The organism is Phyllobacterium sp. 21LDTY02-6 (assembly GCF_023554255.2).
Taxonomy (GTDB): domain Bacteria; phylum Pseudomonadota; class Alphaproteobacteria; order Rhizobiales; family Rhizobiaceae; genus Phyllobacterium.
In genome coordinates this window covers 448,832-464,622 of the sequence record NZ_JAMJWD020000002.1, presented here as the reverse complement: position 1 = coordinate 464,622, position 15,791 = coordinate 448,832, and the positions used below count along the sequence as shown (strand labels likewise).

The 15,791-nt window shown below is 59.9% G+C and carries 8 protein-coding genes and 1 tRNA gene; 2 read left to right on the top strand and 7 right to left on the bottom strand.

From position 1 onward, the window contains the following. Positions 1 to 20 precede the first annotated feature (20 nt). Positions 21 to 1,547, bottom strand: a complete 1,527-nt coding sequence (locus M8997_RS08585) for a UxaA family hydrolase (RefSeq protein ID WP_250019095.1) — start codon at positions 1,545 to 1,547, stop codon at positions 21 to 23. A 381-nt stretch (positions 1,548 to 1,928) separates the two neighbouring features. Between M8997_RS08585 and M8997_RS08580 the strand changes: the two genes are divergently transcribed. After that, positions 1,929 to 7,037: a DUF11 domain-containing protein gene (locus tag M8997_RS08580; RefSeq protein ID WP_250019094.1), complete on the top strand. Its 5,109-nt coding sequence runs from the start codon at positions 1,929 to 1,931 to the stop codon at positions 7,035 to 7,037. Between the two features lie 213 nt (positions 7,038 to 7,250). Next, positions 7,251 to 8,918 (top strand): calcium-binding protein, encoded by a 1,668-nt coding sequence (locus M8997_RS08575; protein ID WP_250019093.1) that lies wholly within the window; start codon positions 7,251 to 7,253, stop codon positions 8,916 to 8,918. A 37-nt stretch (positions 8,919 to 8,955) separates the two neighbouring features. Here the strand turns inward: M8997_RS08575 and M8997_RS08570 are convergent, their stop codons facing one another. From M8997_RS08570 to M8997_RS08545, 6 genes are all read right to left on the bottom strand, one after another. Further along, a complete protein-coding gene (locus M8997_RS08570) occupies positions 8,956 to 11,592 on the bottom strand; it encodes a GH92 family glycosyl hydrolase (protein ID WP_250019092.1) in 2,637 nt (878 codons plus the stop codon). Positions 11,593 to 11,838: 246 nt separating this feature from the next. Beyond that, positions 11,839 to 12,156 (bottom strand): PepSY domain-containing protein, encoded by a 318-nt coding sequence (locus tag M8997_RS08565; protein ID WP_250019091.1) that lies wholly within the window; start codon positions 12,154 to 12,156, stop codon positions 11,839 to 11,841. A 161-nt stretch (positions 12,157 to 12,317) separates the two neighbouring features. Further along, a tRNA-Leu gene (locus tag M8997_RS08560) sits at positions 12,318 to 12,402 on the bottom strand. A 77-nt stretch (positions 12,403 to 12,479) separates the two neighbouring features. After that, positions 12,480 to 13,100, bottom strand: a complete 621-nt coding sequence (locus tag M8997_RS08555; RefSeq protein WP_250019090.1) for a 2,3-bisphosphoglycerate-dependent phosphoglycerate mutase — start codon at positions 13,098 to 13,100, stop codon at positions 12,480 to 12,482. Between the two features lie 22 nt (positions 13,101 to 13,122). After that, positions 13,123 to 13,929 carry a 4-hydroxy-tetrahydrodipicolinate reductase gene (gene dapB, locus M8997_RS08550; RefSeq protein WP_371929560.1) on the bottom strand — a complete coding sequence of 269 codons (807 nt, stop codon included), beginning with the start codon at positions 13,927 to 13,929 and terminating at the stop codon, positions 13,123 to 13,125. 17 nt (positions 13,930 to 13,946) lie between these two features. Then, the gene (locus tag M8997_RS08545; RefSeq protein WP_250019088.1) at positions 13,947 to 15,773 is read right to left on the bottom strand and encodes an ABC transporter ATP-binding protein; all 1,827 of its coding nucleotides are present in this window, start codon (positions 15,771 to 15,773) and stop codon (positions 13,947 to 13,949) included. Positions 15,774 to 15,791 lie beyond the last annotated feature (18 nt).

Genomic DNA, 15,791 nt, shown 5'->3' with positions numbered 1-15,791 from the left:
ATTTCGGCTCGGTCGGAGCCTTACATCGTTGCGCCGATCTGCCATGGCACGAACTCCGCGTCGCCATAGCCGAGCTGCTCGGATTTGCTGCGTTCGCCGGAGGCGATCTTCAGGAGGTGATCGAAGATCATCTGGCCCTTTTCCTCGATGGAAACGCCGTCGAGTATGTCGCCGCAATTGATGTCCATGTCTTCGATCATCTGATTGTACATGGGTGTGTTGGTCGCCAGCTTGATCGACGGCGTCGGCTTGCAGCCATAGGCCGACCCTCGGCCAGTGGTGAAGGCAAGGATATTGGCGCCACCGGCGACCTGGCCGGTGGCCGACACGGGGTCATAGCCGGGCGTGTCCATGAAGACGAGGCCGCGTGCCGTTACGGGTTCGGCATATCCGTAAACGGCTTCCAACGGAGTCGTGCCGGATTTGGCGACGGCGCCGAGCGATTTCTCCAGGATTGTGGTCAATCCGCCCGCCTTGTTGCCAGGTGAGGGATTATTGTTCATTTCCATGTTGTTGCGGGCCGTATAGTCCTCCCACCAGGAAATGACCGATTGAAGCCGCGCAACAGCTTCGGGATTGGATGCCCGCTCGATCAGCAGGTGTTCGGCGCCGTATATTTCAGGTGTTTCCGACAGAATGGCAGTCCCGCCATGGCGCACGAGGATATCCACGGCGGCGCCCAAAGCCGGGTTGGCGGTGATGCCGGAATAGCCATCCGATCCGCCGCATTGCAAAGCGAGCATGAGTTCCGACGCCGGCACGGTTTCGCGTCTTACATTGGCAGCCGTCGGCAACATGTCGCGAACCGCCGAGATGCCTGCCTCCATCGTCTTGCGCGTACCGCCCACTTCCTGGATCGTCAGGCTGCGGAACTTGTCGCTTTCCACGATATTGTAGGCCTCTTTCCAGCGCCCGATCTGGAAGCCCTCGCAACCGAGGCCGACCATCAGGACGGCGGCGATATTGGGATTTGTGGCGTAACCCCATTGAGTCCGCTTCAGGACTTCATAGCCTTCGCCCTTTACGTCCAGCGCGCAGCCGCCGCCGTGAACCAGCGGAATGATCCCGTCTATCGTCGGATAATCATCCAGCAGGCCCGATTTCTGTACCGCTTCTGCGATGAAACGCGCCACCGAGGCGGAGCAGTTCACCGAGGTAAGGATGCCGATATAGTTGCGCGTTCCGACGCGGCCATTGTCGCGACGAAAGCCTTGGAAGGTTGCCCGCTGCTCCACCGGCAGCAAGCCGCCTGCCGCCGTGATGTGGGCGGCGTCGGCTTCGCGGGTGAAATTCGTATAGTTGAGATTGTGTTCGTGCACCCATTGGCCGGGCGCGATCGCTTTCGAAGCCGAACCGATGATCTGGCCAAACTTGCGCACCGGCTCCCCTTCGGCGATCGGACGCGATGCCAGCTTGTGTCCCCTCGGGACACGGTCGGCGATCATGATGTCATCGATGCGCTGGCCTGCCTGAATGGCGTCAACGGCTACGATGACATTGTCGCTGGCGTGAAGGCGCAGGTGCCGGGGTGCGGTCAGGGTATCCATGTAAATCTCCAACTGGTCAATTAATATATTAATTCCCCGGACGGCCAGTTGCAATGTGGCAGGTTGAAACAGTCGGTGCAGCGGGACTCTCTGGCAGCATATGCGTTGGAATCATGAGTCGGTAGTACAACTTATAAGTGTATTATTAATGCACATTAACCATAGAATCAGACAGTGCCGCCGGATCTGTTGACGAAAACCGACGCGAGCAAATACCGTAAGTATCAATTATTGCTACATATTTTTCAGGTCGGCGTTCTCGAATGCCGGCAGGCTCCGTTACCATCAAAAGTTGTATTGTGAGTATTTGATATGTTTCATCCATTCCTCCGCATTTGGCGGGCACGCCGTTTACTCTCCGTGTTTCTCATTGCAGTACCCTTGCTCGCGTTGTCGGTTCCGGTCTGGGCAGCGGGACTTTCCGGCGATTGGCGCGGTGCCAATCGAGCCGCGCCGCTACCTGCCGGGCCTGCCATCGCCAAGGTGGAAGCCGAACCTCTGACCAGCATCTCCTATCAGGATCTCGACATCCATTTCGGCGTGAGCGCGACGTCCCGGTCGGGCATCAAGCCGGGTGACACGCTTACCTATCGCTTTGACTTGACCAATGTCGGAGATTTGCCGTTCCAGAATATTGCGATCGATGATGAGAGGCTGCAAGGAGCGGTCATGTGTCCGCGGAGCACTCTGGCTCCGGGCGAAAGCATGGCCTGTCACGGTGACTACAGGATCACAGAAAGCGACTATGCGGCCGCTGAAATCAGCAACAGAGCCACCGCCTCGGGTACGGCGGCAGAGTTGGCCATCACCACCGGACCGTCCTCGACGACCGACAGCCTTGAAGACCCCTCACTTGCCCTCGAGATGACAGGTCGTGCACCGGCCAAGGCCGAGCCAGGCGAGTTGATCGCCTATCGTTTCATCATATCCAATAGCGGCAACGTTCCGCTCAGTGAAATTGCGATAGAGAATGCCGTGCCGGGCATGTCCATCCAATGCGAAGCGGCGGAGCTCAAGCGGGGAGAGGAAGCGACGTGCGCCGGCAGTCATGTGCTCACCGCCGATGACATAGAGGCGGGATATGTCGATGCTATCGCAACGGCGAATGGCCAGACATCCTACGCAACCATGATAACCAGTACTCCGGCGAATGCGCGGGTGCAATTGCCGAGGTTACCGTCCATCGCCCTGGAGATGAAGGCCGACAAGCCGACGGCGAGCGAAGTCGGCGGCATTCTGCCCTACAGGTTCCGGATTACCAATACGGGCAATACGCCGCTGACGGGCATCCAGGTCACCGGTCTCTTGCCCGGCACCATATTGCACGGCGGCCCCATCGCGCGCCTCGAGCCCGGCGCGACGGACGAAACGACCATCTCTGCGGGCCTGCGGCTCGAACCGCAGCATTTCGGCGCTCCAGTCGAGAACCGGGCGGTAGCGCAGGGCCAGGTAGCGTCTCCAGGACTGGCACCAAGGGGAGTGAGACATGCTGTTGTCGTCGGCCCCCACGAACCATCCGATATGAGCGGTCTTGTTGTGAGCAATGAGAGCAGGACATCGGTCTCGCTCGGCGCCGAACCACGGCTGACTCTTGCGAAAAGCGGCAGGTTCAATGATGAAAACCGCGATGGATTTGCCCAGGCGGGAGAAACGATCAGCTATTGGTTCGATGTCGCCAATGTCGGCAATGTACCGCTTGAGCGGGTCATGATTGCGGATAAGGGGCCGACATTCGGCGGCCAAGCCGCAGCCGCTGGCCTCACTTTCGTTCAGCCGTCACAGGCATTGCTCGCCATACGCGCCGAGCGTCGGTTCACCGCCTCCTATACGTTGCAGCGGGAGGATATCGATCGGCTGACTTCCGAGGCTGTCGTCCTGAATGAAGCGACGGCCCGGGCGAGCTTCGCGCCGCATGACCAGGGTGCAGAGGCCAGGCTGGATGTGATGTCGGATACCGCCCGGTCGCGGCTGGCTTTGCTGCCTGTCCCCGCCGATCGCGACTTTTCGCTGACCATCGAGGCCGGAGCACGCCAGATACGGCGTGGCGAGATGGCGCCCTTTACGATTACGGCGACCAACCGCAGCAAGGAAAGCGTGGTTGGCGTCACCATCAGCGACATCGTTCCGTCCGGGTTCCGTTACGTCGAAGGCTCTGCGAGTATTGATGCCGCGCCGGTTGATCCGAACATCAGCGGGCGCGAAACGAGATTCGAGGTCGATGTTTCGCCTCGCGGCAAGCGATCGATCAGGCTGGAGCTCCTTGCCCTCGGCAGCGCCGCGCCAGGCAAGCATGTCAATCGGGCGAGCGCCACATTGGATGCTGGGCCCCTCGCGCCGGAAGCAACGGCTACGATCGAGGTTCTCGCCGATCCCATATTCGACTGCGGCGATTTGATCGGCAAGGTCTTCGATGATCGCAGTGGTGACGGCCGGCAGCAGCCGGGTGAACTCGGCATGGCGGGGGTGAGGCTTGCAATGGTACGGGGCCTGCTGGTCACGACGGACAAGAACGGCATGTTCCACGTGGCGTGTGCCGACCTGCCGGACAGTCGCATCGGATCCAACTTCATCATGAAGCTGGATCAGACGACGCTGCCTGCGGGATATGCAATGAACGGCGAAAATCCCCGCCTCGCCAGGCTGACAGCGGGCAAGATGACAAAGCTCAATTTTCCCGTTTCGCGCATCGGCACGGCAGATAATGCGCGGGACAGCAGCGCACAATCCGATCGCGACTGGTTCTACGTCGGGCTGGCCGATATGACGGTCGGCAGGCGTTCCGGAGACAGACATATCGAGGCGGTACGCCCCGGCGAATATGACGAGACCTATGCGCGCGGGCGCGTCGCTTTTTATCTGAAGGGGAAGATCAAGGGCAAATATCTGCTGACGGCGGCAGCGGACACGGGCGAGGGTGACATTTCCGGCATGTTTCGCGCAATGGATGCCAGGGATCCGAGGCAGACGCTGCGCCGCCTCGATCCTGAGGCATTCTACCCGATCTATGGCGATGGTTCCTCCAGCATCGACGATGCGCCCACCAATGGTAAATTCTATGTCCGCCTCGAGCAGGGCGATAGCCATGTCCTCTGGGGCAATTATCGCGCTTCCGTCAGCGAAACGGAATTCATGCGCACCGATCGGGCGCTCTACGGTGCGAGCGCCGTCTATAAATCAGGTAAATTGACCACATCCGGCGAGCGCCGCAGTGAAGTGCAGCTCTACGGCGCCCAGCCCGACAGCCTGCCGCAGCGCGACGAGTTTCTGGGCACCGGCGGCTCGGCCTATTTCCTGAAGCGCCAGGACGTCACGATCGGATCCGAGAGCGCCACCGTCGAGTTCCGCGATCATATGACTGGACGCGTCGTCAAGCGCAGGAAATTGCGTTTTGGCGATGATTATACGTTCGACTATCTTCAAGGCCTGCTGATCCTGAAGCGGCCGCTCTCTTCTGCCACTGCGACAAGCCGGGTCGTCCGGCAAGGAGCCTTCGGCGGCGAGAAGGCCTATCTGGTGGTCGAATACGAATTCACCCCTTCGGCTGGCACTGTCGATGGATATGCCTATGGCGGTCGCGCCCAACATTGGCTGACGGACGGATTGCGCGTCGGCATCACGGGCATGAGCGAGGATCTGGGGCAGGCTGACCAGAATGCCTATGGCGCGGATGTTCGGCTCAAGCGATCTGAAAACACCTTTATCGACGCCGAATTCGCCCGTTCGAGCGGGCCCGGCTTCGGGGCATCGCACTCGCTCGATGGCGGCCTGTCCATCCATGAATTTGCTCCGTCGGGCGCCGGCGAGCGTTCCGCGCTCTCCTGGCGGCTGAATGGGCAGGCGGATCTCGCAGAGGCCAGCGGCGGACAGATTGCAGGCAGGATCGGCGGGTTCTATGAGGATATGGGCGCTGGTTTTGCCACTTTTGCCGCAAGAAACGCGCTCGGAAAGCGCATGTGGGGAGGATTCGCCGAGATCGGCCTGGCCGAGGATTGGGCGCTGCAGCTGAACTATGACGACTACCGGCAGGGCCTGGGTGTCGATCCCTGGACTGGCCGCACGATGGGTGGCAGGTCCAGACGGAAGGGCGATCTGGAGATCAGCTGGCAATTGAACGAATATTGGAAAGCGTCCTTCGGCGCGACTTATACCACCCTGCATGCCCCCTGGCGCCGAACCGCCTCACGGCAGCATGACGGTTCGCGGCTCGACAGTGGCGTTCGACTGGACTACCGCGCCGATGCGGACCACGCCTATTACGTCTTCGGCCAGGGGACCTTGAGCCGTTCAGGCAATATCGCTGCCAATAATCGCATCGGCGTCGGTACCGAGTATGTCTGGTCGGAGAAGATCGATCTTGCCGCCGAGATTTCCGTCGGCGATCTCGGTCTCGGTGCGGCAGCATCGCTCAATTATCATCCGACGGCCGAAAGCACCTATTATTTCGGCTACCGCCTCGATCCTGATCGCGCATTGGACGTGGACCGTGTGCTCGATCTTTCGGGTCGCGACCACGGCGAGGTTGTAGTTGGGGCCCGGCGGAAACTGGACGACACGCTTTCCACCTATGCGGAGCGCAATTACGATCTTTTCGGGCAGCGCACCGCGCTTACGCAGACCTACGGCGTCATTTATACGCCGGAGCGGTGGACGATCGACGGTGGCATCGAGATCGGGACGGTGGAGGACGATACTGATGAGGGCCCGGCGGGAGCGGAATTTGCCGACTTCGACAGGAAGGCCTATTCCCTGGCCATTGGTTATGAGGTGAAAGACAGCCTGAGCGCGCGCATGCGAACCGAGGCGCGGTTCGAGGATGGCGACCTTGGCGGCGACATGGATACCTATCTCGTTTCCGGCAGGCTCAAATGGAAGGCGACGCAGGATTGGAGCGTGCTGATTGATGCCGATGCCGTCCTGTCCGCCAGTGACATGCCGGCAGCCTATCGTGACGGGCGTTATGTGGAAGCGATGCTGGGGCTCGCCTACCGGCCGACAACGCATGACAGGCTCAACGCACTTTTCAAATACGGATTTCTGCACGACATACCGGGAGCCGACCAGGTGAGCGCCGTGACGGGAGATAAAGACGGGCCGCAGCAGCGCAGCCAGATATTGTCGCTCGATGTCGATTATGAATTGCTTTCATGGCTTTCAGTCGGTGCCAAATATGGCTTTCGCATTGGCCAGACGCGGCAGCATGCACTTGCCGATGGCGCATCCCGCCTGTGGCAGCACTCTTCGGCGCATCTCGGCATTCTGCGTGCCGATCTCGATTTCGGCCACGGGTTCAGCTTGCTCGCGGAGGGGAGGGTGTTGGGCATGCCGGAGGCCGCAACGACCGACTACGGCGCCTTGCTGGCCCTCTACAAGGGCGTGGGTAACAATTTCAAGGTGGGGGCCGGATATAATTTTGGTCGTTTTTCGGATGATCTGCGTGACCAGACGCTCGATGACCGCGGTGCCTTTATCAATCTCGTCGGCAAGTTCTGACATGACCAATCGATTAGATGCTCGAAAAGCCCCATGTTAGAGGTGAATTACGTCAGTCGAAGTAAATTACTTCATGATTTGAAATATATTGCTTTGAGTTTACAGGAATAGTTCGCAATAAAAAATTCATTTGGAATTTGTCGTAAGTTGTAGTTCATTTTCGCAAATATTATGGAGCCGTTTTGCTCTGATCTCTGTTGGACGAGGACCGCCGTGGCTATAGATCAATCCCTGCTCGATCTCCTGAATGTGAATCCTGATAATGGAAAGGATCAAATCATCATCGGCAGCAATGCTGATGATACGGTCTTCGGAGGCAGCGGCAATGATTTTGTCGAGGCCAAGGGCGGTTCGGACCTCCTCATGGGAAATGAGGGGATCGATACCCTCGCCTATGCGGGTTCGTCCGAAGGGGTCATGGTTCGCCTCGGCGGCTATAATGGATCCGGCGCGCTCGGCAGCTGGAATGGCGATGCCGAGGGCGACAGGCTGGCGGTCGGCTTCGAAAACGTCGTCGGCTCGGTCTTCGATGATATCATTTCCGGAGATGCGGGCGACAATGTCCTTGTCGGTCTCGCCGGTGATGATGGCCTGTCGGGCGGTGCCGGCAATGATACCTTGGTCGGCGGCTCCGGCAATGACTGGATGGATGGCGGTTCCGGCAACGACCGGCTTCTTGGCGGCGAGGGCGAAGACCATCTCTTCGGCGGCAATGGCGACGATATCCTGGACGGTGGCGATGGAGCCGATCGTCTCGGCGGTGGCAATGGCAACGACAGATTGCTCGGCGGCAGCGGGGATGACTGGCTCAGTGGCGGCCGTGGCGACGATTATCTCAACGGCGGCGCGGGTGCCGACTATCTTCGCGGCGGCAATGGCAATGACACCCTGATCGGTGGCGACGGCGACGACCGGATCAATGGCGGTAACGGCGACGACAATATCAATGGCGGCGACGGCGATGACTATATCCTGGGCGGTCGCGGCACCAACTGGATCCTGGCTGGCGGCGGCGATGATCGCGTGGAGACCGGAGACGGTGCAAACTGGGCCTATGGCGGCGACGGTGGAGACACGCTGATCGGCGGCAGCGGCGAGGACCGTTTCAGCGGCGACGCGGGCAATGATCAATTGCTGGGCGGTGCAGGCTCCGACTGGCTCGACGGCGGCGATGGTGCGGACCATCTGCTGGGCGGCGACGGCGATGATTCCCTCGCGGGCGGCGCCGGCAACGACATCCTCAGCGGCGGCGCCGGTGAGGACATTGTCAATGGCGAAGCGGGCGATGACCTTATTTTCGCAGGCAATGGCGGCGATTGGATCGATGGCGGAGCAGGTATCGACACCGTGAGCTATGGCGAAGCGGTGGATGGAGGCACGATCGACCTGTCGACCGGCGAAAACTCCTTCGGCGATACGCTCCTCAATGTCGAGAACCTGACCGGCAGCCAATATGATGATTTCATCACCGGCAATGCCGGCAACAATGTCCTCGATGGCTATTGGGGCAATGACGTGCTGACCGGCGGCGCCGGCGCCGATCTTTTCACCTTCCATGCCGCTGAAAGAGCGTTTCAGGAAGGCGACGATCAGAATTACGCGGACTACATCACCGATTTCAGCGCTGCCGATGGCGACAAGGTCGATCTGAGCCGGGTCGACGCCAATACCAATACGGCAAGCAATGAACCGTTCCATTTCATCGGAGAAAGCGGCTTTTCGGGCACGGCTGGCGAATTGCGCGTGGTCGTGCCGGAAAATGTCTCCGAGCCGACCTATCTGCAGATCGAGGCCGACAACAATGGCGACGGCATCGCCGACCTGATCATAGCGGTCAACGATAGCGGCCATGACTGGGCGGCCGATGATTTCATCCTGTAAATGAGGAAGGGGCGGCAAAAGCCGCCCCTTTTATTCGTCATTGTACCATCTGCACCGATGAAGGCGGCTTGCCGGTCGCCTCGCCATAATCGGCCGCCGGCCCGGACGGCGGTGTCAGCGCGTCACCCGAGCCCCAATCCGTAGGCTGCGCGTCGAGGACATAAGACAGTTTTCCGCCATCCTTTATCTTGTTCAGCGGCAGCCAACTGCCCTTATAGGCTTCACCGTTCAGCTTCATGTCCTTGATGTAGCGGACATTATCGATCAGGGCTTGCACGCCCGTTTCCAGACGCAGGTTTTCGCCATTGCCCAGCCATAGCGTTATGCCGTCGAATTGCGGAGTTGAGACCGCAAAGCCAGGCTCCGAGGGGATCACGGGGTAGAGACCGAGCGCCGCCCAGACATACCAGGCAGAGGTGGCCCCCATATCGTCATTGCCCGGCAGCCCGTCCGGCCCCAACGAGAAATTCTTGTTCATGATCACTGGTATGATGTACTGGGCATATTTCGGCGCTCCGGCCCAATTATAGGCCCAGGGCGTCTGGAATGCTGGTTCGTTGCCTATATAGTAGTGTTCCGAACTCTCACCTCCGTTCAGGCTTTTCCCGCTTGGCTGGTCCCTCCTGGCGAATGATCTGAACGAGAACAGCGTGTTCAGGCGTGTTATCGCTGCCGCCTTGCCACCCAGCTTCTCGATGACAGCCGCCCAGTCATGCGCGATCGTCCAGATGTAGTTGGGCTCGGTCGATTCGTGGAAGTTAGACTTCCTCCAGTTACCGTCCACCCATTCACCGGTGCTATTCTTTGCCCGGAGAGCCTTCTTCTCGTCGTCGAAAATGTTGTTCCAGTTCTTCGAACGCTCGATGAGCGAGGCGATGAGCACGGAATCGGCTTCCCTGGTCGGCAGTCTGTTCAGGAAGGCTGCTGCCGAACGGTCGCTGGTGATCATCTCCAGCGTGCTCGACGAAGCATGCCAGCCATTCTCCTCAAAGGGGATATATCCAAGCTTCCGGTAATTATCGAGGTTAAGCTTTCCGACGCTCGGTTTATCATTGCATGCGCTCGCGGGATCATTAACGGACTGCATTGTGAATTTGCGCGCCTTCATCAGGTCGAACTTCGTCGCGCCAAACGCATGGGAACCGGCAATAACGTTGAGCGCGTGGTCGCCTTCCATTGGCGTCGTGTCCTCGCTTCCATCCACCCAGTGCGGAAACGCTCCGCATTGCTCAGCGTCGGCGACGAGCGACTGCATCATCTCGCTGGCTTCATCCGGCGCGATCAGGGCCAGCATTTGCGCCTGGGAGCGATAGGTGTCCCACATCGAGAAGCCGGAATAATGAGTCGTGTAACCGGCATCCTCGCCATTCACCTTGAACTTGTAGTCGGCGACATTCCTGGTTTCCCGTTGAGGCAATGTTGACTTGTCGAGCGCGAGGTCAACCTGTTTCAAGCTCCGATATTCACCGTTGACGTCGCTGAAAATCGTCGGGCCGCTGAAGACGCGGTAGAGGGCGGTATAGAACTTGGTGAGATTGGTCCGCTGGCTATTTGACAGTTGATCAGCGGGCGTCTTCGCCATATCGATCTGGATCGTATTCAACCGGCGGTTCCAGTCGTCTGACGCCTTGGCCTTCAAGGCATCGAACGACCAGTCCTTGTTCTCGGTTTCGAGGTTCAACCGCGCATTGGCCTCGCTCACCGAGGAAATACCGATCTTGACGAGCACTGTCGTTTCACCGGCCGGCAGGTCGAATTGCAACTGAGCTGCCTTGTCCACCGGCTGCGATATCGGTTTCAGCTTCTTGTCGAACGTCGCATGGAAAAAGACCGGCTGGTTCCATTTGCCGCTGCAGAAGTCGGACGCAATGGCTTTCCCGCTGACCGACTGTCTGTCTATGTTGATCGCTATTTCGGCGAGGGCGGCGACGGGACGCCTGAGGCCCGGGAGGCCGGTGTAGTCGTTCCGGTCGATCCCGGTCTGGAACTTGTTGTTTCTGGCCACATCGATGACGAGAAAGGCATTCTGCGCGTCCGTATAGGTGAACCGCGCCATTACTGACCGGGCAGTCGCCGTCAACTCGCTCTTGATGCCACTATCAAAGGTGAGGCTATAGTAGCCGGGCGTGGCGATTTCGTCTGGATGCGGAAATTCGGCTCCCTGGTCGCCGATGGCCCCTTTCCGGTCCATGGGCAGCAGTGCTACGGCACCTTGTCCACGGCAGCCCGGCCCATTGAGATGCGTAAGGCTGAAGTGGTTGATATTCGTGTCCTTGTGAGAATATCCGCCGGAGCCCTCACCCCATTCTCGTCCACTGCCTGTCGTGTCAGGACCGAAACTCACCATGCCGAACGGCGTCTGAGCACCCGGATTGACATTGCCCGCATGCCCGCTCCCCGTATCGCTCTCTTTGGTACCAACAAAGAGGTTGACGTAATCCGTCAACTTCATGTCGACACGGACAGGCTTGGTCGGCTCCTGCGGTGCCGGAACCGTGACCAAAACTTCCTTGGTTTGAGCAGGCTGTTCCACCGCAGCTACCGGCGGCGGCGCCGGCAGGGGCAGAACGCCTTGAACTGCGGCGCTTTTATCCGTCGTCGTATCGGACTCGTGGCAGCCGGCAAGCATGGTACAGCCGAGCATGGCTGTGAATATGGCATTTCTGAAATGCATCATCTCCTCCAATGGCATTTGTAAAAATCGAATAAAATATGGTCGCGTCGAAACGGCGCCCGGCCTTGCCCATATGCGAGGCCGGCTCTGATGATGATCCTCCCTGTTCATCAAGGTCAGGCGAATTATCGTTCGCAGGCTTGCTCTGTCAATTGGCCTAAAGTTTAGGCCTGAACACGCGTCGGCGCGTTCAGGCCTGCTGAGAATCTGTCCGGTTCATCCCGCTATTGCGGAAACGAAGCGTCGTTAGTCTACCGACAGGACGTCGCCGCTGCGCCGATCGATACTGACTTCGATATCGCGCCCCCTGCGGTCCATGCCCTCGACGATGTAGCGGGATCGTGTGCGCCGCACGTCATCCACCATTCGCACGCCTTCGGCACGCGCTATCCGAACCGCCTGCCTTTCGCTGATCTCGTCGCGTCGGCTCATCCGGTCGCGGCGGTCGGGCTCGACGAGCCTCACGCCCCCTGGGCCGATCTCGACCGACTGCGCGAATGTCTGCGGAACCGCGGTCAGCGACAAGACAGCCGCAGCTCCTGCTATTACCAATTTTCTCAACATGGCCTGCTCCTCCATATTTTTCTGTCACCCGCCGATGAAGGAAACGCCCGGCGAGCAATAGCGTTCCCTCGGCGGCGTCCGGGCGCTTGCTGCGGGTGGCGCCGAAGCAACAAAAAAGCCCGCTGGCGCGGGCTCTTTGGAGTTCTGTAATATAAAGGAAATGGTGCCCAGAAGAGGACTCGAACCTCCACGCCTTGCGGCACACGGACCTGAACCGTGCGCGTCTACCAATTCCGCCATCTGGGCAGCGCGTTCCATCTAAGGGGCGGCTTCGGCCCTGTCAATCCATTTGTGACGGATTTATCGGGGAAGCCGCCTGATGATTATCCTTCGAGCACGTCTTTCGACGCAACGGTGGAATCTGCGTTCAGCTTGTAGACGATCGGAACCCCCGTCGCGAGTTCGCGCGCAACGATTTCCTCGCCGCTCAGACCCTCGAGGGCCATGATCAGGGCGCGCAGCGAATTGCCATGGGCGGCGATGAGAACGGTTTCGCCGCGGAGCACATGCGGCTGGATGACATGCAGGTAATAGGGCCAGACGCGTGCACCGGTATCACGCAGGCTTTCGCCGCCCGGAGGTGGCACGTCATAGGAACGGCGCCAGATATGGACCTGGTCCTCACCCCATTTTGCCCGCGCATCATCCTTGTTCAAGCCAGAAAGATCGCCATAGTCGCGCTCGTTCAGCGCCTGGTCCCGCAGCGTCTCCAGTTCGGTCTGGCCGACCTCTTCCAGAATGTGCTGCAAGGTGATCTGCGCGCGCGACAGTACCGAGGTGAAGGCGATGTCGAAATGCAGTCCCTTCGCCTTCAGCCGCTTGCCGGCATCCTTCGCTTCCTGATGGCCAAGCTCCGTCAGCGCGGGGTCGCGCCAGCCGGTGAAAAGGTTCTTCAAGTTCCATTCGCTCTGGCCATGACGGACAAGCACGAGGGTTCCGGACATTTCAATGCTCCTTTGGGATGGATTATTCGCTGAGGCCGAGGACGTCGAGCATGGAATAGAGCCCGGGCTTGCGGCCCTTCGCCCAGAGCGCAGCCTTGACGGCTCCGCGGGCGAATATGGTCCTGTCTTCGGCGTGGTGGGAGAGGGTGATGCGTTCGCCCGATCCGGCAAGGATGACGGAATGATCGCCGACGACAGAACCGCCGCGTAACGTCGCAAAACCTATGTCGCCCGCATTGCGTGGGCCCGTATGGCCTTCGCGGACCCGCACATCATGGCCGGCGAGTTCGATCCCTCTACCCGCGGCGGCGGCCTGGCCGAGAAGAAGTGCCGTCCCGGACGGCGCATCCACCTTGTGCTTGTGGTGCATTTCGACGATCTCGATGTCGAAATCGTCGCCACCCAATGCGCGTGCCGCCTGCTTGACCAGAACGCCCAGCAGATTGACGCCAAGGCTCATATTGCCGGATTTGACGATGATCGCATGGCGGGCCGCAGCTCTTATCTTCGCGTCGTCTTCGGCAGAACAGCCGGTTGTGCCGATGACATGGACGATGCGCGCCTGCGCCGCGAGTTCCGCAAACTCGATCGTCGCCGCCGGCGCGGTGAAATCGAGCACACCCTGAACGTTGACGAAGACCGAGAGCGCATCATCGGTGATGGGAACGCCAAGCGTGCCGACGCCCGCGACCTCGCCCGCGTCCCGCCCGATATGCGGCGAACCGGAGCGCTCGATGGCGCCCGCAAGCATTGCGCCCGGCGTCTCGACGATAGTGCGGATAAGCGTTTGACCCATGCGCCCGGCAGCACCCACCACCGCCAGCTTCATCGCCGCCTGCTCATCCGTCATTGCGCTCTTCCTGTCAGTTCGCCATCTTCGCCTGCCATGTCGATGATGGGTGAGTCCTCGCGTCCTTGCAACTGGTAGAACCTGGCGTAAGTGCCATTCGGCCGTTTCAACAGCGTTGCATGCACGCCTTCTTCGATCACGCGGCCGGCTTCCATGACGACGATATGGTCGGCGTTGACGATGGTGGAAAGGCGGTGCGCTATGACGATGGTCGTGCGGCCCTGCATGATCCGGTCGAGTGCCTGCTGGACGCGTTTTTCCGATTCATTGTCCAGCGCCGACGTCGCTTCGTCCAGCAGCAATATCGGAGCGTTGCGAATAATCGCCCGCGCAATGGAAAGACGCTGCCGCTGGCCACCCGACAGGGTTGCGCCGTTCTCGCCGACTTCCGTCGCGTAGCCGTCGGGCTGCTGACGGATGAACTCGTCCGCATTGGCGAGCTTTGCCGCTTCGATCACGTCTTCGTCGGTAGCGTCGGGCCGGCCATAGCGGATATTGTCGGCGATCGTCCCTTCGAACAGATAGGGTTGCTGCGAGACATAGGCGATCGACTGGCGCAGCGTCCGCTTGCTGACATGGGCGATATCCTGACCGTCGATCAATATGCGCCCGTCATCGAGGTCGTAGAAGCGCTGGATGAGGCCGATGAGCGTCGATTTTCCGGCACCGGAGGCCCCGACGATTGCCGTCGTCTTGCCCGCTTGCGCCGTGAAGGTCACGCCATGCAGCACCTTTGCTTCGGCGCCATAGCTGAAATTCACATTGTCGAACTGCACTTCGCCGGTCGGCACGGTGAGCGGCACGGCGCCAACGCTATCGGCCTGGCGCGGCTCCACGTCGAGAATTTCGTAGATCATCCGGGAATTGACCAGCGCCCGCTCCACCCCGACCTGGACCCGCGCCAGCCGGCGCACCGGATCATAGGCCAGGAGCACGGCAGTGATGAAGCTGAACATTGCGCCGGGCGGCTCGGCATCGTTGACGGCCCTGTAGCCCGTATAGGCGATCATCGAAGCGATCGCGATGCCGGCGATGAGTTCCGTGACGGGCGTGAGCCGTTCGGACACGCGCGATATCTTGTTGGCGCGCCCCTCGGCACGCGAGATCAGAGTGCTGATCTTGTCGCGGAGCTGCCCTTCCATGGTGAAGGCCTTGACGATTGCGATGCCTTGCGTGGCTTCCTGCATCGCTCCGAGCAAATGGGAGTTGAGCGTGACGGATTCGCGGTGAATCACGCGCAGTCTTTTCGTCAGGTAGCGCACCGTCATGATAACGGGCGGGCCGATGAGCAGGGCAAAGAGAGACAAGAGCGGATCGAGCAGGATCATCGTTCCCACCAGCGACAGCAAGGTCGGGACGTCCTTGCCGATTGTCGTCACCACGATGTCGAGCAACTCGCGCACGCCGCCGATATTCTGGTTTATCCGGGCGGCAAGCTGGGCGGAGCGGGTATCCTGGTAGAAATCGAGGCCGAGCTTCATCAGGTGATCGAATATCCGGCGCTGGTAGCGCGCGACGATATTGTTGCCGACGCGGGCCATGGTGACCGACTGCACATAGGTCGCGACGCCGCGAAGGACGAATGCGCCGAAGATCGACAGGCTGATCGGCATGATCAGATCGCCGCGCCGTTCGTAGTAGATCTGGTTGATCACATCCTTGAAGACATAGGCGACATAGGCGGTCGAAAACGCCACCGCGAGCATGGCAATCACGGCAATGGCGTAGGACCCGCGATATTCCCGCAGATTTTCACCAAGGACCCGACCAACGACGCGCCGCGCTTCTGTAGAATTGATCTTCTTCTTGGATGCACCATTCATCAGGGCGGCAACTCGCTA